Origin of the sequence: Bradyrhizobium cytisi (assembly GCF_008123515.1) — a bacterium.
GTDB lineage: Bacteria > Pseudomonadota > Alphaproteobacteria > Rhizobiales > Xanthobacteraceae > Bradyrhizobium > Bradyrhizobium cytisi.
The window spans coordinates 33,897-60,350 of sequence record NZ_VSSR01000074.1 but is presented as its reverse complement, the minus strand read 5'-3'; the positions used below and the strand labels follow the sequence as shown (position 1 = coordinate 60,350).

At 59.0% G+C, this 26,454-nt stretch carries 15 protein-coding genes and 5 pseudogenes; 9 read left to right on the top strand and 11 right to left on the bottom strand.

Translation table 11 applies throughout. The annotated features are described in order from the left end of the window. Positions 1–454: pseudogene (locus tag FXB38_RS36070) on the bottom strand (outer membrane protein); the annotation flags it as partial. A 1,255-nt stretch (positions 455–1,709) separates the two neighbouring features. Here FXB38_RS36070 and FXB38_RS43225 point away from each other — a divergent pair. Further along, positions 1,710–1,847 carry a hypothetical protein gene (locus FXB38_RS43225; RefSeq protein WP_187435381.1) on the top strand — a complete coding sequence of 46 codons (138 nt, stop codon included), beginning with the start codon at positions 1,710–1,712 and terminating at the stop codon, positions 1,845–1,847. Between the two features lie 360 nt (positions 1,848–2,207). On the opposite strand, the pseudogene FXB38_RS36065 reads toward FXB38_RS43225, so the two are convergent. Further along, a pseudogene (locus tag FXB38_RS36065) lies at positions 2,208–2,450 on the bottom strand (IS256 family transposase); the annotation flags it as partial. A gap of 257 nt (positions 2,451–2,707) precedes the next feature. Between FXB38_RS36065 and FXB38_RS36060 the strand changes: the two are divergent. Next, positions 2,708–3,928, top strand: a complete 1,221-nt coding sequence (locus FXB38_RS36060) for an IS110 family RNA-guided transposase (RefSeq protein WP_187435384.1) — start codon at positions 2,708–2,710, stop codon at positions 3,926–3,928. Between the two features lie 254 nt (positions 3,929–4,182). Here FXB38_RS36060 and FXB38_RS36055 read toward each other — a convergent pair. The 9 genes and pseudogenes from FXB38_RS36055 to FXB38_RS36005 all read right to left on the bottom strand — a co-directional run. Then, positions 4,183–5,310, bottom strand: a pseudogene (locus FXB38_RS36055) (IS256 family transposase); the annotation flags it as partial. A gap of 990 nt (positions 5,311–6,300) precedes the next feature. Then, positions 6,301–7,539, bottom strand: a pseudogene (gene nodC / locus FXB38_RS36050) (chitooligosaccharide synthase NodC); the annotation flags it as partial. A gap of 14 nt (positions 7,540–7,553) precedes the next feature. Further along, positions 7,554–7,911 (bottom strand): annotated as a pseudogene (locus FXB38_RS44185) (chitooligosaccharide deacetylase NodB); the annotation flags it as partial. A 996-nt stretch (positions 7,912–8,907) separates the two neighbouring features. Next, positions 8,908–9,252, bottom strand: coding sequence for a hypothetical protein (locus tag FXB38_RS36040; protein ID WP_148755690.1), 345 nt, complete (start codon positions 9,250–9,252; stop codon positions 8,908–8,910). A gap of 1,279 nt (positions 9,253–10,531) precedes the next feature. Continuing rightward, complete coding sequence (locus FXB38_RS36030; protein WP_148755689.1) at positions 10,532–11,560, bottom strand: LLM class flavin-dependent oxidoreductase; 1,029 nt, start codon at positions 11,558–11,560, stop codon at positions 10,532–10,534. 216 nt (positions 11,561–11,776) lie between these two features. Beyond that, positions 11,777–12,853 carry a histidinol-phosphate transaminase gene (hisC, locus tag FXB38_RS36025; RefSeq protein ID WP_187435383.1) on the bottom strand — a complete coding sequence of 359 codons (1,077 nt, stop codon included), beginning with the start codon at positions 12,851–12,853 and terminating at the stop codon, positions 11,777–11,779. A 626-nt stretch (positions 12,854–13,479) separates the two neighbouring features. After that, on the bottom strand, positions 13,480–14,646 hold the full coding sequence (locus FXB38_RS36020) for a branched-chain amino acid ABC transporter substrate-binding protein (RefSeq protein WP_246230402.1): 1,167 nt from the start codon (positions 14,644–14,646) through the stop codon (positions 13,480–13,482). Positions 14,647–15,294: 648 nt separating this feature from the next. Continuing rightward, the gene (locus FXB38_RS36015) at positions 15,295–16,014 is read right to left on the bottom strand and encodes a MerR family transcriptional regulator (RefSeq protein WP_187435380.1); all 720 of its coding nucleotides are present in this window, start codon (positions 16,012–16,014) and stop codon (positions 15,295–15,297) included. A 2,676-nt stretch (positions 16,015–18,690) separates the two neighbouring features. Beyond that, positions 18,691–19,635: a LysR family transcriptional regulator gene (locus FXB38_RS36005; protein ID WP_148755686.1), complete on the bottom strand. Its 945-nt coding sequence runs from the start codon at positions 19,633–19,635 to the stop codon at positions 18,691–18,693. 444 nt (positions 19,636–20,079) lie between these two features. Here FXB38_RS36005 and FXB38_RS36000 point away from each other — a divergent pair, with 444 nt between their 5' ends. Genes FXB38_RS36000 through nodI form a run of 7 tightly spaced genes read left to right on the top strand, consistent with a single transcriptional unit; the run spans position 20,080 to position 26,452 of the window. Next, positions 20,080–20,496 carry a response regulator transcription factor gene (locus FXB38_RS36000; protein ID WP_148755685.1) on the top strand — a complete coding sequence of 139 codons (417 nt, stop codon included), beginning with the start codon at positions 20,080–20,082 and terminating at the stop codon, positions 20,494–20,496. Then, positions 20,493–21,125: a NodA family N-acyltransferase gene (locus tag FXB38_RS35995; RefSeq protein WP_148755684.1), complete on the top strand. Its 633-nt coding sequence runs from the start codon at positions 20,493–20,495 to the stop codon at positions 21,123–21,125. The genes FXB38_RS36000 and FXB38_RS35995 overlap by 4 nt, the downstream gene beginning before the upstream one ends. Continuing rightward, positions 21,122–21,781 (top strand): chitooligosaccharide deacetylase NodB, encoded by a 660-nt coding sequence (gene nodB / locus FXB38_RS35990; protein ID WP_148755683.1) that lies wholly within the window; start codon positions 21,122–21,124, stop codon positions 21,779–21,781. Before FXB38_RS35995 ends, nodB begins: the two co-directional genes overlap by 4 nt. 14 nt (positions 21,782–21,795) lie before the next feature. Then, complete coding sequence (gene nodC / locus FXB38_RS35985) at positions 21,796–23,154, top strand: chitooligosaccharide synthase NodC (protein ID WP_148755682.1); 1,359 nt, start codon at positions 21,796–21,798, stop codon at positions 23,152–23,154. A 24-nt stretch (positions 23,155–23,178) separates the two neighbouring features. After that, positions 23,179–23,808, top strand: coding sequence for a nodulation methyltransferase NodS (nodS, locus tag FXB38_RS35980; RefSeq protein ID WP_148755681.1), 630 nt, complete (start codon positions 23,179–23,181; stop codon positions 23,806–23,808). A gap of 12 nt (positions 23,809–23,820) precedes the next feature. Beyond that, positions 23,821–25,533 carry a nodulation protein NodU gene (nodU, locus tag FXB38_RS35975; RefSeq protein WP_148755680.1) on the top strand — a complete coding sequence of 571 codons (1,713 nt, stop codon included), beginning with the start codon at positions 23,821–23,823 and terminating at the stop codon, positions 25,531–25,533. A 4-nt stretch (positions 25,534–25,537) separates the two neighbouring features. Further along, entirely contained in the window at positions 25,538–26,452 is a 915-nt protein-coding gene (gene nodI / locus FXB38_RS35970; protein WP_148755679.1) for a nodulation factor ABC transporter ATP-binding protein NodI, read from the top strand. Positions 26,453–26,454: the final 2 nt, after the last annotated feature.

Sequence of the window (26,454 nt, the reverse complement as noted above, 5' to 3'; positions counted from 1 at the left end):
TCACTGTGCAGAGCCACTAGGGCAACACGGGGTAGCCACATGACCACAGAACTCAACGCGTCAACCTTGGTGTGGTTGATATCCGAAAACGCGACGCTGACATTCGAGCCGGTCAAATCAGCCAGTTCCCCTGGCCTTCCAGACCAAGCACGATCTGGCCCACTTGCCATCGATAGCCGATCTGGCCACCAACGGTCACGCCGGTCGCGTCATGACAGCCCTCGGGCGTGCCGCCATTGAAATCCCAGCAATTCGAGCTTGAGCCCAAGCCACTGTCCATGCCGATATAGTATCCGCTCCAGTCGTAGATTGCGGCCGCGACAGGCTGCGGAGCTTTGGTGTAGAGAGGTTGGACGGGCTGCGCAGCCAGATCTGCACCGAATGCGGGCGCCACTGCGCCAAACGCCACCATGCCCACAGTCGCAAGCAACAGGTTCTTCACTTCTACTCTCATCTCTTGAGTGCCCTGTGCCCCGTGCGTCTTAACAACGTCCACGCGAATTGCTGTAATTGCATCGCAACATTCGCGCCCAAAGGAATGTTCGAACCGAACGCTGCGTCAGGTTGCGGCGTTGCAGATCATCTCCAACCGCGTCGCAATGCTCGGTCGCGTGCGAGTGTAGATTGCATAGGCGTGAGCGAAAAGCAGGCTGCTGATCTCAGCGGATTAAGCGCATCGCAAGCCAGATGATGCCCAGCCACACCGCTACCGAAAAGAGCAAAGCGCTTTGCAACGTCCTTGCTCTCATCCTGTGACGCCATCGAAGGAGCTGCGATGAGCAACCGGTGAAGCGCCGACCCCGTACAACAGCTATCACTTCATCGTAATCTGTGAACCGGAAGTGAGAGCGATGCTTACGAATATACTCCAGCCGCTCAGTGGGTGAGAGGCACTGTGCCCACACCTCCCATGCCTCATCATCAAAACACGCGCTATTCTCAAGGACTTCGGCGAGGCGCTCGTCAGGCTTCATGATGCATCCGCTGTACTGACTATCGCGGATCGAGTTCTACGAAGGAAGTCTCACCTTCGGAACCTCTCAGTTTAGGTAGGCTCGTTCAGCAAATCGAACTCGGCCAGGAAGCATTGGTTGCGGTCAACGCGGCGTTGATCCTGTCGCGAGATGAAATTCGAAGTCGTGCGAGGGCTCTGGATCTCTCTTCTCGTCCAGTGCAGAACGCGACGGGCATCGAAGCACTGTAGATGCCGAAGGAGAGTGAAAGGGGCTCTTTGTTGTCGACGCTGCCGCAATCGTGCTCGCCGTTGCACTCAGTTTCAAGCGCTCGCTCGCGTCTCAGACATATCTCCTCCGCGCTTCCCACCAGCGCTGATTGGAATTCGGTCCGGCAATCGCTTCCGCACATGCCAAGATCACACAGAGGTACGTTGTCAGGCCGGGGCCGGTTGCGAATCCACCGCTACCGACCCGATGATTCGTGAACGGTCAACTCGCAGTCTTGACCGCTCAGTGTCTCGGGTCAGATCGGCGATCAGCCACACGTTACGCCGTGCTGTTGGGACCGACTCCACGAGCGCACGCGCGTGGCCTCCACTCCGCCTTGCGAATCTCTGCTCGACGAACTGGCGGTGAAGGGCGTTCGCCCTCGCGTGGCGGATCGGCAATTTCCTTGTTTGAGCAAGGCCGAATGCAGCATTAGGAACCACGGCGTGCGGGGCCTCGGAGCGGCGGCGGAGCAGAAGTGCCGGAATGAAAGAGAGCACCATAGAGCCGGGCGCGCTCACGTCGCTTGCGGGAACGCCAGCTGCGCACACCGTAGCCCAATCCAAAGCCGCCGAAGAAGATCATGGTGAGAAAAAGGAGTGCTGTCGTCATCTCGATGTCTAAACCAGAGGATTGCTTTGATGTGTTACGTCACACTCCCGCCATCGGTGGTTAACTAGTTGGTCGGCGCGAGGCGGCGGATGCCTACTTCCTACAACGTGACGCCACGTACGATTCAAGTCCCTTCGGCTACTCCCAGCCAAAATGTATTCTAACTCGAGGTGGCCAGCAGCAGCAATGTGCGTGGAACCAGGCATAGTCTGCAGATCCGCGGAGCCGCCCACGCCGTGATCATTGCACGAAACGACATTCCTTATGGCTGATACCTGTGATTTGGTCAGAGTGGCGCGTTTCTCTCGGCGGCATTGCCCCAGCCGCCCGGGGAGCGAGCTATCGCCAAATTTTGGTGACGGCGGGGGCCGGTCAGGCGGCGGCGGTTGCGGGCTGACGATCATTCGGCTTTGCGATGACCTCGATCCCGTTGTTGAATGTCAGACTGAGAACGAGTTTTGGCAACTGGTTATGACCGTCGAGACGGCGCCAGCTTTTTTGGGCGCCCTCGATCAGTTTGAAGACCATCGTGAGCGCAGTCTTGTTGGATAGACAGCCCTTCGATCGGATCGTGCGGTGGCGCACGGTGGCGAAGGTGCTTTCAATGGGGTTGGTAACCGGTATAAGATTCTCGGTGCTGATGTTCGGCTGCGGTTTCAAGATCGTGGCGTATGGTGCGACCATCCGGGACAGAGGCACCGGGAGCACGAAGGTGTGGGCAGGCCGATGCGTACGATGAGCTGCGAGCTCGAGTTAGTAGCTGGCCGCCTCTACGACTAGCCCGGTTGCGCCGTGAGCGCGGATCCGTAGTTGTCGTGTCGCCCACCGTTCCCGTCATATGACAGGAGGTGTAAATGCGACGCATAATCGGAATGGATATCCACCGAACTTTCGGCGAGGTGGTTTTCTGGGAAGATGGCAGACTTCGACCGGCCGGTCGCGTCGATATGACCCACACGGCACTGGAAGGCTTTGGCAAAAGCCTTCAACGGATAGACGAGGTGGTGATCGAAGCGACCGGCAACTGCATGGCGGTGTCACGGGTGCTGTCGCCGTTCGTGAAGCGGGTGGTCATCGCCAACCCATTGCAGGTGAAGGCAATCGCGCATGCCCATGTGAAGACCGACAAGGTCGACGCGGGCACGCTGGCCAGCTTGTACGCGGCCGGCTATCTGCCGGAAATCTGGACGCCGGACGCGGCCACAGAACGGCTGCGCAGGCTGATCGCCCGGCGTTACCAGGTCGTGCGGCATCGTACCCGGATCAAGAACGAAGTGCACGCAATCCTTCACGCGCACCTGATCCCAAAATGTCCGCACGCCGATTTATTCAACGGCCGCGGCCGCGATTGGCTGGCGCACCAGCCAGTACCCGACGACGAACGGAATGCTATTGAGCGGCATGTGCGCGAGCTCGATCGGCTCGCCGAAGATCTCACGATCCTCGATCGGGAGATCGCCACAAACAGCCTGGACGACGGCTCGGTCAGGCGGCTGCTGACGATCACCGGCGTCAATCTGGCGGTGGCGGCCGGGTTGATGGCGGCAATTGGCGATATCACGCGTTTCAAGAGCCCGCAGAAACTGGTCAGCTACCTCGGGCTCAATCCGCGTGTGCACCAGTCGGGCCTCGGTGCCGCTCATCACGGCCGGATCAGCAAGGTCGGACGTAGCCACGCCCGGGCCATGCTGGTAGAAGCCGCCTGGGCTGCCGCCAAGACACCCGGACCGCTCCACGCTTTCTTCGTGCGCATCCGCGCCAGACGGGGCCATCAGGTGGCCGCCGTCGCCGTAGCGCGCAAGCTGACCGTCCTGTGCTGGCATCTGCTGACGAACGAAGAGGATTACCTCTGGGCCCGCCCCAGTCTTGTCGCTCACAAGATGCGCGGCATGGAGTTACAGGCTGGCCGAGCGCAGAAAAAAGGCAACACGCGCGGACCTGCCTACGCGTACAATATCAAACAACTCCGCGATCAGGAGATGCACGTCGCCGAGCAAGCGCAGAGAAGGTATGAGCACTTTGTCGAAGCCTGGCGCCCGCGCCCGCCAAAAGAAAAGGCGCGCGGGCGCCTCAACCCGGCAGGACACAGATAGGGCTGCCCGACGACGCTTACAGCCGACGCGCCGCTCTTCGCCACGAAGTCACCCGCGCACGACAATAACAATCGCCGTTTCGGGCTAGTTCCCATCCCCCTCGGACACTGGGCCGGTGAGTCATTGTTTCTTTCCAGGCCCGATCCGATCGAGGATGCCGCCGTGCTCGGGCCGGTCAAGGCCGAGCCTTGCGGTGGCCGCAAACTGCGGCCAGCCTTGACCGCCCCTGCGCGCGGCAGCTGCGAGAAGGGCGGTCGGGACGGAAGAATGCCGGCGGCGCGGTCGAACAAAAGAATGCATCTTCCGGAGCCCGCTAAAAACTGCTTGTCGATCTCATCCGTGGTCCGTAAGTGTTTCCAATGCTCGGCCGGGAAGTCGTAGAATGCCAGCAGCGTATCCCGATCCTTGGCCAGGCAGTCGGCCGCCTTGTCGTATTTCAACGCGTAGCTCTCGATGAAGGCCTCGAACGCCAGTTCGGCGGCGGCCTTGGTTTCGGCCATCCAGATCTCCTGCAACGCGCGTTTCGCTTTCGGCTGCTGGCTCTTCGGTAACTTGGCGAGCACGTTGGCGGTTTTGTGCACCCAGCAGCGCTGCTCGCGCGTTTTCGGCCAGACCTCGCCGGCGGCCTTCCAGAACCCGAGTGCGCCATCGGCGATGACGAGCCGCGGGGAAGCATCGAGCCCGCGCCGCTTCAGATCGAGCAGCAGATCGCGCCAGTCGTGCGCGCTCTCGCGGGCGCCATCGGTGAAGCCGACCAGTTCCTTGCGGCCTTCCGGCGTCGCGCCGATCAGCACGAGGATGCACTGCTTTTCGTCCTCCAGGCGTGCTTCGAGATGGATGCCATCCGCCCAGATGTAAACGTAGCGTTTCGCCGACAGATCGCGCTTCTGCCAAGCGGCGTGTTCGTCGAACCAGCCGTCCTTCAGGCGGCCGATGGCCGATGCCGACAACCCGGCAGCATCCTTGCCGAGCAGCGCCGCCAGCGCCTCGGAGAAGTCGCCGGTCGAGATACCCTTCAGATAAAGGATCGGCAGCAGCGTCTCGATCGACTTCGACCGGCGCATGTAGGGCGGCAGGATCGACGGCGAGAACCGGATGCGGCCGGGATCGCCGGCGGCGGCTTCGCGATCACGCACACGCGGCTGGCGGACGGCGACCGGACCGATACCGGTCATCACCTCGCGTTCCGGCAGGTGACCGTGGCGGACGACGCGCTGGTGACCGTCCTGGGTCTTCAAATCGGCATGCTTGTCGAGAAAGTCCGCGACCTCAACCTCGACCGCTTTGGCGAGCAGGGCTCGTGCCCCATTACGCAAGATTTCGGTGAGTTGATCGTCGAAGAATCCTGGCTGAATCAGTCTGGTGACGTTATCGTTGGGCACGGCATATCGCTCCTTTGGTGGAGAAGTGGAGGCGTCAAGCACCCCCACGATATGCCGCCTTCCCGATTCCCGCCGTCACCAACTTTCGGCGATAGCTCCCGGGGAGCAACGGAGAAGACTTTCGGTCGCAGCCGAAACGTGGACGAGAGACCAGCCATCTCACTGCGCAGTCGGCGTGCTGTTAGGACGCCTGGACTATTTGCGCGTCGGGGCGGCCGGCAGGCGGTCGCACTGCAGTGCAAGGGGTGCCGCACTCATCCTCTGAGCCCGAGGGTCTGAATTGCAGGATTCTGCCTTGAGGATGTCGAAGAAGTGGTCCTACCACCTCTCCCGCGGCCTGCCTGCTGACGAGACGAAACTGTTAGGAAAAGGAGGCTGCCTGTATACACAGCGCTTGGCGATCTCAAAAGAACCCCCGGGTTCTCAAAGCAAGGCGATGTCTTATTGCGGTTCGAGTTTATTACCGTTCGAGTGCTTTGACGTACGTCCTTAAGCAGAATTCCGCCAGGTGCTAGGTGGAACCTCGATTTGATTAGAAGAGGAAGCGTTGAACGTGTGATCAATCAAATCGCCAAGAACGCAGGCGCCATGATTTGGGTCGGATTTGAGTTCACTTGTCGTTCCCCTAGCTAGAACAAGTTTTGCGATTTGCGTACGATTGGCGATAGTACGGCAATCTGGCGGTAAAGCCGCGACTGCCTCGTCGAAAAGTTTAGCTAGGATGCGGAGGTCTTCTGGATAGAAGAGGCCACCGTATTTTTCCGCTGGGACTGTTCGCCTGCTGGCGCTCGCCTCGCCTATTGCGCCAAGTTCCAGTTTTGCCGCGACCAGTTGGCTTGTGAGTTCGTCGAGCAGCTTGACCGCTCCGAGCGCGAATTTGTCCTGGCAGATCAGTTGAGCCACGACCTCCAATTGTAGAGCAATGCGGTGTTCAAGGTGCTGAATGCGCGACATGCAAACAATCTCCTTCGGTTTATCTGTTGTGGGGGCCGGGTACAAAAATTTGCCATGCCTTCCATGTTCGTCGGGCAAATCTGGCGGTCTGCGCGAGAGCCAGTCGCTGTTGCTCAAGGTGCAGAGCGTATAGGCTTTCATCGGGAGCAGGAGGAAAATGTTGATCGGGGTGTGCAGCGAGAAGCCGAGAAAGCGAAGCTCGCCGGCACGAACGGCCGCTACGCTGCATCGAATCATGGTCATCGCGACGATGGTCATACCGGTCCACCAGGGCACGCTGCCCGTGAGCGCGAGCTGAGCGAGCGCAGCAATCGATGAGATGGCGAGCAGCAGCGGCCCGAGGTTCTGTCCGAGCACATCGAGCGTGAGGTACCGATCGAGGCCGGGCAGCAGGTGCAAACCGAGCAGCGTGTCGCGGTATGTGCTCCGCGCCCAGCGAAGTTGCTGCCGCAGATACGGCAAGAGCTTGTCCGGGACCACCGTGGCGGCGATGGCGTCCGGAACGTACTCGGTTCGAAACCCTACCTTGAGCATGAGGATCGTCAGATGACGGTCCTCACCGAAATCGCTCGGCTTTCCCCGGAAGAACTGCGTCTCGTACTGGTCGAGCAGCAACATGAGCGCGGAACGGCGGTACATGGCACACGGCCCGCAGCAGCACATGACGGCACCAAAGCGCGTCTGCGCCGCGCGCTCCTCGTTGCAAGCCAACCAGTACTCCATGTCGATCAGGCGGGTCAGCCAGCTGTGGTTCCGGTTGCTGGCCGTCAATTGGCCCATCGCCGCGCCGACGGCCGGATCCTGCATCTTGCGTACGAGCTTGCTGACGACGTCGCTGGCGATTTCCGTGTCGGAATCGACGTTGAGCACGAGATCGCCGAATGACCGGCGTATAGCGGCGATCTGTGCCTTGCGTTTTCCCACGTTGCTTGGCAGCAGAATGACACTGAACCTCGGGTCATATGCGTAGCTCGCGTGCACGGGTGCCACTGCACCGACATTTGCAGAGCCATCATCGACCACATAGACCTGCAATCGCCCTGGGTAGTCCTGGCTCGCGATCGACTTCAGGCAGGCCGCCAGCGTGCGCGGGTCCTCGTTGAAGCAGGGCACGATGACATCCACGCTAGGCAGAGCACCGGTGTCAATCTGGTCGTACGGCGGCAGTGAGGCGTCGGTTCGCCGCGCGTAAAGCGCCTGCGCGCTCTTATGGACGCTGGAGAGCAACGCGTAGGAGGCAACAGCAACGGTGCTGATTGTGGCAAGCAGGCTCATGGGAATTGATCTATTCAGTGAGGTTGAGGAAGCGACCGGATTGCAAATCCACGGTCATGCAGTGCTGGAATAAGCCGGGCGAGCGCCGTCACAGTCTGGTCGCGCCGACCAGCATGAGGGCAGCGTCCCAACTCGTTGGGTGGGCATCCGTCGTGCAGGAGGACGATTGCCCCCGGCCGGACCGAGGAAAGCACCGCGGCAACAATCGCCTCGACGCCAGGACGAGACCAGTCTTGCGGGTCGACTGACCAGGGCAGCGGTGCCAGTTCGGCCTTCGCCGACGCGGCGAGGGCCTCCTTGGTCCATATCCCATACGGCGCGCGCATGTGCCGCGGCCGCGAGCCCACATCGTAAACACAGTTCCTTGTTGGCTCGCAAAGGGCTCTCGATCGGCGCGACGCCGGACCGACCGGTGCGCGTCAAGCGCAGCCATCCGGGATCAGGCTGCCAGAGCGCTGCACCAAACGGCGCTAGACCGCCCTTGTCGCTATCGGCTTGCGCTGCGCTGCTCCTGCTAACGTTGGCTAGAGATCTGAAGGCGAGCTGCCCACGCTGTCTCAAGGCTGGTGTTGGAGCCAGATGAATGCATGCAAGCAGCTCGCGCGTGCCACGATAGCGAGACCAAGACTTGCCTCTATCTGGACGCAAGGGGTGGTCATGTGCTGGCGCTTGCTCGTCATCCGCACATTGCGTTGAAAATCGCGAATACGTCGTCACGCGCCTTATCCTGAATCATCCTTGCTATAGGCGGCGGCTAGCTATGTGGATACGGAGGATATCGGTAAAATCTATTGTTTTGATGAGAGGTATTCATGCTGCGGATGGGCCAAGAGGATACATCAACGTCGGGTGGGTGAGCCGATGCTCTTGATCCGATTGATCAGGCGCATACCGAAGAATGGCTCAACATGGGACCTTCGTTCGGTAAAGGTCGTCGCCAAACATCGAAACCATCGCGCGAAAACGCGAACCATGATGCTTGAGCTGGATCAACTCGAGTGCTATGTCCCACGAACAGAATCGAGTCTGCGCCACTGCCCGATGACGACGAGTGGCCGGCCCTTGCGATGAATAAGCTACAGAGCTGAGGGGAATCGCATATTGGCTCGACGCAGAGGACGCTAAAGATGGCCAGAGAGAGCCTGCTTCCGGATGCTTGAGACAAACCGGAGCCTGCAGCATTTTCGGCGGGTTCCAACCCAGCCTGCCGGTCCAAGGAAGACATTAGATTCAACAACTAGCGAGGTCGCTGTCGCTCGATTCCACCAGCTTCAAAGCTCCTCATCAGGAGTTCAATCGAAGCGCCTCGGCTAACATCAACAGTGCACAGCCAAGTGTTGCGGCGGGCGATGGCTGAGCGGGCATGGATCAATGCATCTTGGGATTAGCGCTGCAGATACCGACTTGGCTAAGAGGATCCTGAGTGCGGCGCCCTTCGCTGGTCATAAACATTTTCATCGCAAAATCGAGCGACCCGTATGCTCGGTCGCGCGCCGCCTGCGGCAAATCAGGAGTCGCGTCGATCGCGGCGCGCGCGTCGCTCATAATCTTATCTTTTGCGGAAAGAAGCTTTGCGTCCAATATTACATGAAGCGTATCTCGCATGTCAGGTGAGATCGAGCTGTCGCCATCGATCAATTCTCGAAATTTCCAAAACATACGCTCGACTGCTACCATCGACCCGAGGACTGACATCAGTCTTGGTGACATCATTGGCCATCTCCTTCTCCAGCCAGATTCTGGCGACCATCCCAGCGAATTCAGATCTGTCCCTGTTTGACACCTGCGCGCGAGGCGACCAGGCAAATGACTGGGCTAATTTCCTCTGCTACGCCCCAGGGGGCGTGAGCCGGAACGTTCAAGATATGCCTCAGGGGAACTCGCAAAGAGTGCGATTGCGAGCAAGCATCTATCTCTCCTGTGCTCGAGGCCGTAAGCTGGGCGCGTGCGGTGGCTCACCTTCAAAACCGACATGGAGGGTGTGCGCAGTTTTCTGTTGCCACAATATTGCCAGCGAATCGGACTGGACTTCTATGCCACGCGACCGCGCTCTTCCGGTTGTTCACTCGGATCGCTCAGTTAACCAGTCGGAATCGGCTGAGTGATCCTGGTCACGCAAAGGTGGTCATTCGATATCCCGGTGCTCGGGGCCGGCGCGTTTTGTGATTGCATGGGTGCATCGAGATCGAGCCTCCCGATCTGTCGACGGTGTGTTGGTCGTGCGCTACGTTGACCTCGATCGATCTCTTGAGTCTTCATCGGCCGTCCGGTCGAGCCCAGAAGAGATACCAACTTAAACGCACAGATCATTTCCATGTGCCGGATTCCGTATCTCGGATTGATTCATCCCGTCTCTCTTACTGTTCTCGTCACTGCACGGCTATGCAGTGCAAACCGTGCATTTCACCCACCAGCGGCCACCGCGTTTCTCCGCGCGCAACTTGCCGCGGCGGATCCGAGAGAGCACGGCTTCGGGGCTTATGTGGTTCATCGCTGCGAACCGCTGAACAGTGAGGTAGTCCTCATCGAGAGGTCGCGGGGTGCTAATGCCGTGCGCGGCCAGCAGAATGCGCAGCGAAGCCAACTCCGCCAGCACGATCTCGAGCTTACGCGCGATCTCCTCCGTCTGGGCGGAGCGCTGCCGGGACCGCGTCACGACAGGGCCGCTCGGGCGATAAGCCACACCTTGGATTCGTGTGGAATGAGATCGAGGAATCGGCGCGCCAAAGCGGGATGAACGTGAGCCAACTCACCTGTCCAAGCAAACCACTGCTCCGGCAATGTCAACGCACGCAAAATGAGGGCGAGGCCATTTATTGCCGTCAAGCCTCCTGTTTGGTGATGTAGTCGAAAAGGTCGCATGCGCGTAAAAGCCATTTGAACCATAAGAGCGGCCTGATTGATGCATTCGGCTGCGGTACTCATTGGCCTCGGTGTCGCCATTTATTGCCGGGTCAAGGGCGAATTTATTGGAACCGCTGTTGGGTCACCGTCAGCGATCTGCCGCTATGAGCTCGGAGTGAATCGCAGTCGCGGTGTTGAGGCAGGCATCCAGTGACAGAGATCCGAAGGCGAGCTGGCAAAGGAGATAGTTCGCCCCTGCCTCTTCCAGATGATCGAGAAGAGTTTGGCGCACCGAAGCGCGGGTTCCGACAACGCACAGTTCACTCTCAATTGCGGCATCCAAGGTCAGCGGCAGGTTGGATGGAGGCGGGATGTCATTGAGCTCGTACAGGAACTTAAAGCTCTTGAGCCATGTTTCGTAGGCTGGCGCCGCGAGGGAGCGGGCCGCTGCATCAGAGCTGGCAATTACAACCATGCGGAGCAATGCCAGAAATGGTGCTGCACCGCTGGTGTCATGCTCCGCGTTTCGATGAGCGCGATAGACATCGGTTATCTTGCGAACGGCAGAAGAGGGACCCATGCACGCGAGATTGGCGCCATTTGCTGCAGCCCAGCGGGCTGAGTCTGGCCGATTTGTAGCAATCCATGTCGGGGGACAAGGATGCTGGTGAGGTGAAAGTGTCAAGGGAACGTCGCTCAGCGCAAAATGTTGCCCTTGGTATGAGAGCGGACCGCCATTCATCGCGCCAACGAAGATTTGGGAAGCTTCCTCGTAACGGCTCGAGGCAACATCGGCTCCAACCCCAAAGTAGCTCAGTTCGATCGGTAGGGAGCCGCGACCAAGGCCGACCTCAACTCTGCCGCTGCTCAGGTGATCCAACATGCAGATCTCCTCGAATGCACGCAGCGGATGATAGAGGTTGAGCAGCATGACCAAGGGACCAACGCGAAGTCGCCGTGTGCGTTGTATGACGCTCGACAGAAACAAGTTCGGCGATGGACCCCGTCCATGAGGAGTGCAATGATGCTCCGCCAGATGATAGGCATAGAAACCGAGCCGGTCGTAGGCCTCCGCGAGGGTGAGGCGGTCCGCGTATTGCCGTGCGATATCGCGCCCGTCCTCGTCAAGATGATCAAAGATCCCGCAGGTTAGGTGTGAGGGAAGAACGTTTCTCACTCAGTTATCTCCTATATAGAGAGGACCGGAGTCCGCCGGGTTTCGGGGTGCAAGAGGTGCTCGCTCGGAATGCGCTGCATATGCTGCGGAGCCGTTCTCAACAGCTCGCAATGCGCCGACTCGATAAAAACTGACTCCGGCTGCGTCGCGAAGCTGCATCAGACGTTCGTCCGGATCGATCACGAACGGGGATCCGTGACATGCGTGGAACGGGCACTAGCCACGGCATCCCACTTTCTTAAGAATGCTGCCGACAGCCGGAAGAAAAGCATCCATCTGGCGCTTTGTACCGATGCTAACCCGAATGCACTCTTCCAGGCCGGCATCCGGAAAGAAGGCAACAAGGACTTTGTGGTCTTCCAACGCCGCCTGCCACCAACTGCCACTCTGGCCTACCGGCACACGGGCGAGGAGAAAATTCGCGTGGGAAGGCGTTACAGAGAACCCAAAGTCTGAGAGGGCGGCCGCTACGCGCTGCCGCTCAAGCCTGACGTGGCGATGGTTCTCCTCGTAGGCGTCGCGATGCGCAAGGACGCTCATGCCCACCGCTTGAGCGACCACATTCATGTTGAAAACATTCTGGATGTTGCGAAGCCGCCCAATCAGCTCGGGATGGCCGAAACCGAAGCCGACGCGAATGCCAGCGGCGGAATAACTCTTGGAAAACGTGCGCAGGACCAGAAGATTCGAATGGCGCTCAACAAGGCGTAGGCCGTCCTCAGGTGCGAAATCGACATAAGCTTCGTCCAATACGATCAATCGGTCAGATCGTATAACGAGGCGTTCGATCTCAGCGAGCGGAACAAAGGTTCCGGTCGGATTGTTCGGATTGGCCAGCAGAATGAATTTGGCATGTTTAGCCGCACCGAAAAGCAGCTCGTCCATCGGCAAGCAGTCAGGTTCAGACCAGGGAATTTCAATGAAGCGGGCCCCTTGCAACATGGCAAGCTTGCGATTGAATGAGAAGCCGGGCGACATCATTGCGATACCGTCCCCCGGGGCAAGAAAGGCTCTGTAAATGAGACTGAGGAGTTCAGACGATCCATTGCCAGCCATCACGCGATCAGTTGCAATGCCATAGGCAGCTGCGGCCGCTTGTCTCAAGCTGACATTGTCGTCCTCTGGATAGAGGTATTGCAACTCAAGAGCTGCAATTGCGCTTCGCATCACGATGCCTGGCAAAGGAAATGGGTTCTCATTCGTGTTCAGTTTAACGCAACCATTGTCCGGGGTGGGCCGCCCGGACGGCAGAGCATCCAATTCGCGAGCGACCGGCGAGAGCGAGGAAAGCATAGCTTGCAGTTTGGCATCCAATTTGGTGTTCTCCCTTTTGTCGACGCGAGCAGTTGACGGCGTTCATCGAGCCTATGTGGCGCGTGCTATGTTCGGAGCCGGGAAGCGCAAGGCGTGCATGAATGTGAATGTTGGGTGTTCAATAGGCGGGCTTAGATCTAAGGGCCGCACCGGATCAGAGCCTGCCCAACTCAAAGTCCGGTAGCGATCAGCACGGATCAGGCGCCGCACGGCGTTATCCCAGCGAACACTGTTTCTGGGAGGGGATGGAACGCCACGTCCACTCGGCCGAATAGCGCTGCTAACGCTTGGCTTGAACTCGCGTAATCGGCAGACAGACTGCGCGCGACTGACATCTTGCCACATGGTGCGTTCCTTCTGAAGAGGCCCGGACAGCTCACTCCCGAGAGCAAGACGCGCATCAGTTTGACTAGCTGGAAGAAGGTGCCGATGTTCGTTGGCCTTACGAATGTGAAAGTGGTGCTCACTGCAGTGGCACCAGGCGAATGGGAACGTACTCTTCGGACGGCCGTACGGGCTCGCACGACAGCTGTGATAGCATCGCCGCGAGGGTGAGAAATGCTGCGACTGCGGCGACTGCGAGGCACGTGAGCAGCGCGCAATCGCTATATCGAGGATGGTTCATCATTCGAACGCTCCGTGCGGTGTTGGGACGGGCGATCAGTTCTGCTCGACCGCTTCGACGGTATTGTCGCGCCAGCGGTAAGTGATGAAGCCAGGAGCGGCATTGTCTCCCCTGGAGTCGAATCGAACCGTGCCAATGGCCGTTTCGATTGAGCCCGAGCGTAGGGCCGCAGCGACCCGGGTGGCATCGAAGGTGCCGGCCCGTTTGACGGACTCTGGCCTGCTTGCACCGCGGCATAAGCGTAGAGCGTGTAACCCGCGGCAGATAGGCTCGAAGCCTTGAGCCTGGCGACAGCGGCTGCCCCTGCAGCATTCTTCGTCGGGTCCGGCATAAAGGTGAAAAGCGTGCCGTTTGCGGCCTCGCCGGCAATGGCCAAAAAGTCGCTTGTCATCAGCGGATCGTTGGCGATCACAGTCAGGCGTGCGCCCGCCTCCGCAGCTTGACGCACGATGAGGCCGATCTCGTTGTAATAGCCGCCGATATAGACGATCTGGATTCCCTCTCTCTTTAGTCTCGAAACCAGAGCGGTGTAATCCTTCTCGCCGGCAACATAGCTTTGTCGAACAGTGTGCTCGCCAGCTGCACGAAGCCGCGATTCAACGATATCGGCGATGCCTTTGACTGCTATACTCTTATCGTCGAGGACCGCGAGCTTTACGCCTTGGTGGTGCCGCACGATGTAGTCGGCCGCAACCCTGCCTTGTTGGTCATTGCGGCCGCAAATCCGAAACAGCGTGGTTAGGCCACGCTCTGTCAGGCGTGGATTCGTCGAGCCAGGTGAAATCTGAATCACCTTGGCTTCGGCGTATATATCTGAAGCCGGAATCGACGAAGATGAACAGAAGTGCCCAACGACAAGCTTGATCCCGTCAGTTGTCAAGCGATTGGCAACAGCGACGGCCTGCTTGGGATCGCATGCGTCGTCGGCAATCCTCAATACGAGCTTTGTGTCAGGCAGCAGACCCGATGCATTTATCGAATCCACGGCCGCGGCCGCTCCGTCGCGTATCTGCGCGCCCAGCGCCGCAGTACTTCCCGTCATTGGGCCCGCTACCGCAATGTAAACATCTTTTGCCCAGGCGCTCGAACCCAGGATCAAGGAAAGGAGCGCGGCAGTTGCAAGACTATGAACGCGAAGGATCGACATGTGGAGCTCCCGATATCGCGCCACGTCTTGGTCTGCTTCGCCATCCTGGTATGACGCGGCGACCAGCAGTCCGGCGCAATGATGTTTGAATCGATCTCAGATTGGTACGAATAGGCTCAGGTTGTTGCCAGGTTCAGCCATAAGTATCGGGCGGGGACGGACGAACGGACGTTCCGGGACTGGTCAGGAGAATCCGTCCTCTAGGCGTTGACAGGACCCATATCGAACATCCTGCCGGCATCCGGTACACTCGCCAATGTGCTCGGCAGATGTGTGCCGACGAGGCGCTTGAAAGGCCCGAACGATCATCCACCGACTTGTTCTCGCCGAGGCGTCTCACCGGGACGTTCCGAAAGTGGTGCCGCTCATTGGAGTCTCCCTCGGTCTAGCCGACGCTCTGTCCGCCCCGACGCTGCGACGATGCGTTAGACGGTACAATATGACGCTACGTGCGAATCAAGTACTTCGAAGCTTGCTCGTCGAGGTTGTTTGCCAAAAGATACGGAGAGAAGACCCAATGAGTGCCGACAATGGAGAGTCGGAGAGGAACTGCTACAGGCCAACGATCTTGTCAGTCAGAATTGAACGGTCACCATCAACTCATTGGGTTTAGAGTCATTCCGACAACCGAGAGCGCGCGCAACCGCGTCAATTCTGTCCCAGCTGATCCTCCAGCGCGGCGAGGGCGAGATCGAGGTATCGCATGAGGCTCGCATCCCAGCCGGCGAGATTGTGTGGTTCGGTCAATCGCGTCAGCACCTTGAGTATCATTGAGACAGTCGAATCAACTCCTGCGATCTCAGTCAGGAGCGAACGGGCCTGACGCGCGACTGCATTTGCCCGCTCACTGCATGGAGGCTCACCCTGATCCATGCAGCTTCGTAGCTCGTCGCGAATCTTGCGCCACCGATCTTCGCGGCTAGCGTTAGAGGCGCATGTGCAGATCGCCGAGGGGGTGCGCTTCTCAATCCGTGACATTGCGTCTAACGTGGCCGGCAGTTCGTCGACACTGACTTGTGTCTCACCTTGCGTCGTCATATTGCGCAATCGGTCCCTTAATAATGTCGTCCGCGCGACTTGAAGTTCAATCCGTTCCAGATGGTTGCGCAACAGGTCCGTGAGAGACGTCCGCCCCTCTATTGCTTTGCGGATCTCAGGAAGTGAGAAGCCGAGCTCACGCAGCGCGCGAATCTGAGAGACGCGTTGTAGGCTTTCACGATCGTACATGCGATGACCACCATCGGTACGTTCCGAGACCGTCAACAATCCGGTATGTTCGTAGTGATGCAGAGTGCGTACCGTTACGCCGGTCGCCTCTGCAAGCTCTCCAATGCGCCATCGGCGCCGTCGTGGTGTGGCGTTTGTCATGGTCCTCAATTTTCAAGCCTACAACCTGACGTCACGTGAGAATCAAGTTATTTCAATGATCTAGATGGTGCGTCTCTTGCTGCGGACCGCAGAAGGACTGAGAGCATGCTGTTGATCAAGCGGCCGAGACAAGTGCAAGCATCAAGTTCGCTAGTGACCCCAATTCATCCCTCGCTGCGCGTTGCAGAACGAGTCTCGCGATTGCCGCGCGGTTCTCGCCGGTTCGCATGCATGTCGGTAAACATGTGATTGCTTGATCAAAAAGGTGTCCCAACATCGCGAGATCCTCCGGATCGTAGACTCCACTCGACTCATCCAAGAGTAGGCTCCTTTCATTGTCGCACTCGCGCCGCACGTGACGAAGCCGTTTGGCCGTGGTGGGGCAAAAACGAGACGGACCGGCGACGTGCGCGAAAGAATGCGACAGGGAGGGGTCGCGTGATGCCGTTGTGCAACACGGCGTGTGCTTACTTTTGTCCAAGACTGCGCTAACCGGAAACTGTGCAATTTCTCCTGGATGCTGCCGCAGCGGTAGCCATCTGCTGTCTGATCCGCACGAGAAGCGAGCGCAGGTGCATGCAGCTCCGCTTGATCTTAAGATACTGCGTCACGAAACGGCGGACCCAGACACAGTACTGATCTGATCTGATGGGCCTATTTCGATCGCAATCCTCGCTGTGGTGTCTATCGTTGAGCCGGGCGTTGATTGGTCAATCATCGCAGATCAGTTCTACCACCACGTCGTGGCGCGGCCGCCGGCTCAGCGCCTAAGAGCGTTTTCAACACTCTGCTAGTGCTGTTGAGATGGCATTGTGGGCGCGAAGGCGTTGCTCGCGCATGGCTACATCTGTTTTTGGAATGCCACAAGATGATGGCTGCTCTTTATTGGCGCAACTCCGCGGCCGCAAAGCGTCGGGAGGATGAGCGAAAGCGGGCCTCAAAACCATTCCCGGCATGCATCTCAACGCAAGCGTATCTCGCGCGGCTGGCGAAACGTTGTTCGCGATTGAGGACCGAGTCTCGAAGGAGCACTCCGGCATCCGCTGGACGTGGAGGCGCTCGAAACGGGTCTACGGGTGCCCCCGGCACAGCGGCCACGCCCGGCGAAACGACGACGTACCGTGGCTCCGACAGCAATAACTCGCATATCCAGACCCGTGCCGGGTCAGTGTCGCGGAGCGCAGTACATCGGACGGCCTCGCCAGATGCAATGCACTAGAAGTGCAAGGATCCGTAGCGGCATTGTCTTTGCACAAAGCTTGGCGAGCCGTGCTGGCAGCCGCGCTATACGGGTCGCAATAGCAAAGGAGGACGATACTATAGCTTGGACGAGAATCTTAAGGCGCATCTTAAGACCATGCTCAAGCCGAAGGTACCCCTCGAATCTGGGGGGCCATTGTCTGGCGAATTCGCCGCAAGTATCCTATCGAACATAAGGCTGGAAGTTCTCTCGCGGTATTGGCTTGCTTGTCCGGCAGCTCAGTCACTCAATTCCATCCTCGAGCAGTATCGCTTTGGCGTGCGCGCGCGCTGGACATAGATGCTTCGGGTAAGATAGGCAAATCATGTTACCGCGCCGAAGGAGCCCATCGGGCTCAGCGGTGAGGGGCAGCAACTCGAGACCGACGGCGGTGGCGTCGCGCGCGTCACGCCACGACACTTTCGAAAGAAAGTGTCTGTCGCGAGATCCGAAAGAAGGACCCCGCACGCATGATCCGGTTTGGCTTGGGTGAACATGTCGGCCGAAATGATCAAAAGCTGTAGGTGGAGCAGGGGTTGGCGAATGGGAGCGGCGAGCCTTTCCGTTCCGTGCGCGGACATTGGTACAGTTGCCGTCCTCTCATCATAAACACTCATCACCGAAACACGCGCGCAGCGGGACAATGCCGCGAGTTCATGGCCGGCGGATCCAGGTTGAGCCTGCGGCCAGCGACTTTGCGGTTGCGCTCGATCATGCCGGATCGAGTACAATAAGAGTAAGATAAGCACCGTTGAGATGACGTGTCCCAACCTCCATTCCAGCCTTGCGCAATACCTCTCACTTGCCGGCTCCGCTCTCCCGAGTTTACGTCAGCTCGCGTTGGGCTTCGCGGGCGCGACAGTGGAGGGCGTTGGCGTTCGGCAGAACAAGTTGTTGGTTCGACGCACACGAGCAGGCATCGCCCTTGTAGGTCGCCCGCCACATAGACGTCTAGCTACTGGCGTGCTTCGGCATTACTTCGATCGCCGGGACAGTTGACGGTAAGGAGAATGTCTACCGTCAGGCGAAGAGCGGCGGGTGCGCTTCGAACGTCCACGTTGCAGCCTCGATCGCAGGTGCTGTTCTACAACCTGACGCGGCGTGCGATTCAAGCGAATTTTAAGTGCTGAGGCCGGATATTGTTCACCCGACTCGCCGGATCATTTCGCGAGCTCTGAGCTCGGCTCACATGGACCGGTGCGATGCAGCCGGTCCGGGTCAGCGCAAAATCATTGCGGAGCGCGCCGAGCGAGTCTGTATGATGCGCAAGATCGTCACGGCAGCGCGAGATCAATAGCGCCTGCGACCCGACCAAACGACCAAACTGCGCTCAAGCGCGCCAATGTCGACCATGCCGAACACCGGTCAGAGGACGGGAGCTTCGAGCCTGGCGTAGATCTGTTAACGGAGAGCAGGTCGCAAACGGCCGAACAATCCTAGCGTGCGCCGTGACATTGGCTGGTCTCGGACGGGGAGACCATCATGGATGCTTCTTGCAAGAATATGTTGCGCATCCAAATGCTTGCGGGATCAGTATTATGAGTGGCGGGCCATTGGACGGCCTCGGTGAATGTGAGAAGTCGCAACGGAGGTTCGACAACCCGCAGGGGCATCGTCTTTGCGAAATGGCTGACGAGTCTTGAGGGCATGCTCGCTATGCGGTTGGTGCCCAATAACATAGGCGGAATCATACCAAAACCCTGCACGGCGACCTCGGTGCGTATCTTGAAACCATGCTCGAGCAAGAGCCATTCGTGGAACGAGGGCCTCAGGAAACGCCCAAACTGAGCTTCCACGTGCCCGATCGACATGTACTTCTCGAACGTAAGTCGCGGCGCTAGCTGCTTGTTCATGGGGCAGCCCACGCAAACAAAGTTGTCCTCGAACAGCGCCGCCTTGGGATGCGCACTCGACATGAACATCTCCGGATACATGAGAAAATCGACTTCACCGCGCCGGAGAAGGTCATCGGGTTCCTCTGCGGGCGGCAGCAACTCGAAAGTGATTCTAGGAGCCTCCCCCACGACGCGGTCCACGATTCGTCGAAAAAATACGACAGTCATGAAGTCGGACAGGATGATCCTGAATCGCCGATTTGATTGGGACGGATTGAAGTCGTCCGGAGAAATGATGGAGAGCTGAATGTGAGCGAGAGCCTCGCGAATCGGGGCTGCGAGCGCTTCAGCCCGCGGCGTTGGAACCAGTTTTCGGCCCCTCATCGTGAATAGCTCATCGCGAAAGTAAGTGCGAAGCCGCGCGACGGCGGCACTCATGGCAGGTTGACTGAGGTTGATGCTTCTTGCCGCCGCAGTGAGATTGCCTTGCGTCACCAGGGCGTCGAACGCGACGAGGAGATTCAGATCGAGGCCCTTGAAACGCATGATCCTGAGTGATCCACGGTGTGAATGTGTTCTATCGATACAATCGATTTTACCATTTGTACCGAGTGAGGATAGCAAACGATAGTTTAGCGAGAAGTCAGATCTACCAGAATGGTTACAAATCGTTGCGCGTCTCAGCCCAGCGCAAGGGATCGATCAAGACGTCTGGATTGTGCGGTCGCAGTTTCGCGCGTGTTGCGCAAGCCATATCTCGATCCAGCACGGTGGGGATCCGCAAACTTGCGTTGGCGTATAAGACGAGCAAACCTTCGTTTGGCTTTGCCAACCCATTCTATATCCGCCGTGTACCGCCGTAGAATTGAGCGAGCGCTCAACTTGGCCGTAGATTTCCGTTCAGTCGGACCCTCCCGGTTGCGGGTGCCGAATGGGTTGTGGCCGCAGTCGATTGGATTGCGTCCTTGCTACGGGGAAATCGAGCGGAACATGCAAGCGAAGGCGTCCTTGGCAAATCTGATGCGAGTTGCGCACACGCTCGACGTCGTCTGCATTGTGAATGCAGATCGGTCAGTGCGTGAGGCTCTCACGGATGTGGTGTTTTCCGCGGGTTACGTGCCCGAACCGTTCGAGAGCGCAGACGGGTTCTTGAAATCGGGCCGCCGTTTGATCACGTCGTGCTTGATCGCGGACATGCAGTCGAGCGTGATGAGTGGTCTTGAGCTTTTCCGTCATCTGGTTGCATCCGGAGGCGCGATTCCCACCATTCTGCTCACAGACCACGCCGATGACGATGTGAGGCGAGTCCTGCAAGCTGGGCTTCAGTTCTTGAGCAAGCCTTTGGAACCTAGCGAGCTGCTGGCCTGCGTCAGGACCCAGATAATGAATAGGAACTACTCTCTATGAACATGATCGCGCCCGAGTCCACACGAGGTGTATCGGCGCGCCCTCCAGTTCGTTGGAGGCTGTGCTGGGAGAATGAGCTTCAACTTGCCGACCATATTGAATTGTCCGACTTCTTCCGGAAGACCTATGGTCCGACGGGGGCATTCAATGCAAAGCCCTTTGAAGGTCATCGAAGCTGGGCCGGCGCAAGGCCGGAGATTCGGGCAATCGGCTACGATGATCGTGGCGTCGCGATTCACATCGGCGCACTGCGCCGCTTCATAAAAGTTGGTGAGATCGATCTGCTCGTGGCTGAACTTGGATTGTACGGGGTACGCCCGGATCTCGAGGGGCTCGGAATCAGCCACTCCATCCGCGTGATGTATCCCGTATTGCGAGATCTTGGCGTGCCGTTCGGCTTTGGCACGGTCCGATCTGCCCTGCAGAAACATATTACCAGGCTGCTCGGGCGACAGGGATTGGCGACTGTTCTACCAGGGCTCCGCGTCCGGTCCGCTCGTCCGGATATCTATCTCACTGTGCCTCCGACGCGCGTGGAGGACGTGGTCGGTCTCGTTCTGCCGATTGCCAGGCCAATGAGCGAATGGCCGGCCGGTGAAATGATTGAACGGAACGGGCCAGAACTGTGACGTCAACAAACAACGCGACTGAAGCGCGGAGCGACTACGCCGAGGCCGGCGGAGAGCACTGCGTCTATCTGACCTTTGATGACGGTCCCAACCCGCATAGCACGCCGGCTATCCTCGACGTGCTGGCGCAGCATCGGGCCCCCGCCACCTTCTGCGTGATCGGTGCATATGCGGCGGGCCAGCCGGAGCTGATCCAGCGCATCATTGCAGAAGGGCACGAAATCGCAAACCACACAATGACGCACCCGGAATTGTCCAAATGCATGCCGGATGAGGTGGAATACGAGATCCTCACGACGAACAAGGTCATCGGAATGGCCTGCCCCGGAGCCTCCGTGCGGCACATGCGTGCGCCGTATGGGATATGGACCAAGGAGGCCCTTGCCGCGTCGGCGAAGGCCGAACTGGCAGCCCTGCACTGGTCAGTCGACCCGCAAGACTGGTCTCGTCCTGGCGTCGAGGCGATTGTTGCCGCGGTGCTTTCCTCGGTCCGGCCGGGAGCAATCGTCCTCCTGCACGACGGATGCCCACCCAACGAGTTGGGACGCTGCCCTCATGCTGGTCGGCGCGACCAGACTGTGACGGCGCTCGCCCAGCTCATTCCAGCACTGCATGACCGTGGATTTGCAATCCGGTCGCTTCCTCAACCTCACTGAGTAGATCAATTCCCATGAGCCTGCTTGCCACCATCAGCACCGCTGCTGTTGCCTCCTACGCGTTGCTCTCCAGCGTCCATAAGAGCGCGCAGGCGCTTTATGCGCTGCGAACCGACGCCTCACTGCTGCCGTACGACCCGATCGACACCGGTGCTCTGCCTAGCGTGGATGTCATCGTGCCCTGCTTCAACGAGGACCCGCGCACGCTGGCGGCCTGCCTGAAGTCTATCGCAAGCCAGGACTACCCAGGGCGATTGCAGGTCTATGTGGTCGATGACGGCTCTGCAAATGTCGGTGCAGTGGCACCCGTGCACGCGAGCTACGCATATGACCCGAGGGTCAGTGTCATTCTGCTGCCAAGCAATGTTGGAAAACGCAAGGCACAGATCGCCGCGATACGCCGGTCATTCGGCGATCTCGTGCTCAATGTCGATTCCGACACGGAAATCGCGCCCGACGTCGTCAGCAAGCTCGTACGCAAGATGCAAGATCCAGCCGTCGGCGCGGCCATGGGTCAATTGACGGCCAGCAACCGCAACGACAGCTGGCTGACCCAGCTGATCGACATGGAGTACTGGTTGGCTTGCAACGAGGAGCGCGCGGCGCAGACGCGCTTTGGTGCCGTCATGTGCTGCTGCGGGCCGTGCGCCATGTACCGCCGTTCCGCGCTCATGTTGCTGCTCGACCAGTACGAGACGCAGTTCTTCCGGGGAAAGCCGAGCGACTTCGGTGAGGACCGTCATCTGACGATCCTCATGCTCAAGGCAGGGTTTCGAACCGAGTACGTTCCGGACGCCATCGCCGCCACGGTGGTCCCGGACAAGCTCTTGCCGTATCTGCGGCAGCAACTTCGCTGGGCGCGGAGCACCTACCGCGACACGCTGCTCGGTTTGCACCTGCTGCCCGGCCTCGATCGGTACCTCACGCTCGATGTGGTCGGACAGAACCTCGGGCCGCTGCTGCTCGCCATCTCATCGATTGCTGCGCTCGCTCAGCTCGCACTCACGGGCAGCGTGCCCTGGTGGACCGGTCTGACCATCGTCGCGATGACCATGATTCGATGCAGCGTGGCGGCCGTTCGTGCCGGCGAGCTTCGATTTCTCGGCTTCTCGCTGCACACCCCGATCAATATCTTCCTCCTGCTCCCGATGAAAGCCTATGCGCTCTGTACCTTGAGCAACAGCGATTGGCTCTCGCGCAAAGTAGCGAAATCAGCAGACGTTGATGAATCGAAGGCCTCGATCGAAGACGCGACAACTGGACCAAGCCTTAACCCGGCATCGGAAACGCCTGGCTCAATTCGCAGGGCGGGCCTTTCGCGCGCTTCCTCGCGGCTGATCGTGCCGGATGGCATTGCGGCCGAGACTGACTAAGCAGTTTTGTAGGGGTATTAACTCGTGAGCGTAGACAACACATATCAGTCGTTGGAACGGGAGCTGGCTAACGACGACCCGTGGCGGCTTGACGACAATCCGTTTGAACGTGAGCGTCACACCCAATTGCTGCGGCTGTCGCTGTCGAGCGGTGCTGTGTCAAACGGCCTCGAGATCGGGTGCGCGGCCGGTGCATTCACAGAGAAGCTTGCTCCTCACTGCAAACGGCTCACGGTCATCGATGTTATGCCGCGAGCGATCGGTCGCGCGTGCCAGCGGACCAAGAGGTGGTCGCATATCAGCTGGGCCGCGACTGACATTTTGCAGTTCTCGGCCGCGGAGCTGTTCGATCTGATCGTGGTCGCCGAAGTTCTCTACTATCTCGAGGACCTAACACGGATGCGTACCGCAATCGACAACATGGTGAAGATGCTTGCTCCAGGTGGGCATCTGGTCTTCGGATCTGCACGTGATGCCACCTGCAGGCGATGGGGGCATGTCGCTGGCGCCGAGACGGTCATCACGATTTTGACTGAAGCGCTCACTGAGGTCGAGCGCGTGCAGTGCCAGGGGCAGTCGGCTGACGAAGACTGCTTGTTGGCCCGTTTTCGCAATCCGGAGCGATCTTCGATCCGCCCCAACGGGCGAGCTTGAAAGGGAGTCACTATGCGTATCTGCGGTATCAAGCTGACGCATGACGGGGCAGTCGCTCTGATCGAGGACGGCCGGGTGGTGTTTTGTGTCGAACAGGAGAAGCTGAACAACAATCCGCGTTATCAAACCATAGACAACCTGGATGCCGTCGTTAACGCCTTGGCGGAGCACGGGCTGGATCCGAGCGATGTTGATCAGTTCGTCATTGATGGCTGGGATGGAGAGTTCGAATCGCAGTTTGAAGTCCTTAGTGGGACGACGACCATCAAGCTCAAGGGCGCGCCGTATGTCGAACGGCAAGGCGACAGCCCCCTGACGTCCCGCGATCGCATCGGCCTCATGCTTGCTGGCAAGCTATATCCCTATCAAAGCTATCCCCATGTCACCGGGCACATCGCGTCCGCGTACTGCGCCAGCTCGTTTGCCCAATCCGCACAATCTGCTTTCTGCTTGGTGTGGGACGGCTGCATGTTTCCACGCCTCTACTATGTCGAGCCCCACGGCATCCGATTCATCGAGTGCCTGTTTCCGATGATAGGTCACGCCTATGCGACGGCAGGACATCACTTTGGACCTTACCGGCGGGCAGACCGGACCAGCTGGGATCTCGGTATTGCCGGCAAGCTGATGGCCTATATCGCGCTGGGATCGCCCGACGAGGACATTATTAAGACGTTTCAGGAACTTTACGAGGCGCACTTTGCCGCGGATGCTGACGGCGCTTGTCCTGAGCTTGAAGATATCAATAGCTCACAATCGCCACTCGAAGCTCTGCACGACTTCTTCGATGCGTGCGCACTGCGATTGAAGGCCAAGCAAGCCGAAGACGTCCTTGCATCATTTCATGTCTTTCTAGAGCGTCTGCTGGTCCGCACAATTGCTGATGTTGTGGGGCGGCATTCGGATCTTGCGGGGGCGCGTAACCTCTGCATAACCGGCGGTTGTGGCCTAAATATTAAGTGGAATAGCGCATTTCGTGCGACCGGCCTGTTCGATGTCGTGTGGGTGCCGCCCTTTCCGAACGACAGCGGCTCAGCCATCGGTGCTGCTTGCTCTGCACTGGCGGCACAGCAAGGCTTTAAAGCTCTCGAATGGTCGGTCTACAGTGGACCGGCCGTTCGTCCGAGCGAAGTGCCGCCCGAATGGGAGAGCGCGCCCTGCAACATGGGCGAACTTGCGGCAATCCTCGCGAGCGACAAGCCCGTCGTTTTCCTAGCCGGGCGTGCCGAGCTCGGACCGCGAGCCTTGGGTGGCAGAAGCATTCTCGCAGCTGCGAGCTGGGAGGGAATGAAAGATCATCTCAACGACATCAAACTTCGCGAGCATTTCAGGCCGGTGGCGCCGATATGCCTGGAGGATCGCGCGGCGGAGATGTTTAGCCCTGGAATACCCGATCCGTACATGCTGTTCGATCACCAGACGCGACCGGAATGGCGGGACAAAATTCCTGCCGTCGTGCATCTCGATGGATCCGCTCGCCTACAGACGGTTTCCAGAACCTCTCAGCATAAAGTGGCCGAGCTTCTCGTCGAGTACGAGAAGCTCACAGCCATTCCGCTGCTTTGCAATACCAGCGCCAATCTGCATGGACGCGGCTTCTTCCCGGATGCTGCCGCTGCGTGCCAGTGGGGACGCGTTGATCACGTCTGGTGTGACGGCCTGCTTTGGACAAAGAAGCGCGCGAGCGAGGAAGCGGCGCGAACGACGTCCGTCGCGATGGCGTAAGAAAATGTCAACCGCGGCAGTCGACATTTTTGAGGTGAGCAAGTCCTACAACGACAGGGTCGTCGTGGACGCTCTTTCGTTTACGGTCTCACCGGGAGAGTGCTTCGGTCTGCTGGGACCAAACGGCGCGGGCAAAAGCACGCTTGCGCGTTTGATCCTGGGTGTTGCATCGCCCGACGCAGGTAAGATATGCGTCCTCGGCGAGCCGGTGCCGGCGCGGGCGCGCTTGGCGCGGCGGGGCATCGGGGTTGTCCCACAGTTCGACAACCTTGATCTTCAGCTCACGGTCCGCGAAAACTTGCTCGTTTTCGGGCGCTACTTCGCCATGAGCGCGACCGAGGTCAAAGCGGTGACGCCGTCACTGCTCGAATTCGCCCGCCTGGAGAACAAGGCGGATGCCCGCGTCGCGGAACTGTCCGGTGGCATGAAGCGGCGCCTGACGCTGGCTCGTGCCCTCATTAACGACCCGCAGCTCTTGGTGCTTGATGAGCCGACGACCGGCCTCGATCCGCACGGCCGTCACCTGATTTGGGAACGCTTGCGCTCGCTATTAGGGCGCGGCAAAACGATTCTTCTCACCACCCATTTCATGGAAGAGGCGGAGCGATTGTGCGACCGCCTGTGCGTGCTTGAGCACGGCCGTAAGATCGCCGAAGGCCGGCCTCACGCGCTGATCGAGCAGCAGATCGGCTGCCAAGTGATCGAGATTTACGGTGGTAATCCGCATGAACTGCTGCCGCTGGTCAAACCCCAAGTGCAGCGCGCTGAGGTGAGCGGGGAGACGCTGTTCTGCTATGTCACGGATCCAGAGCAGGTGCGCCTGCGGCTCGCCAACCGCACGGATCTCCGCCTTCTGCAGCGTCCTCCAAATCTGGAGGATGTCTTTTTGCGGCTAACCGGGCGAGAGATGAAGGACTGAAC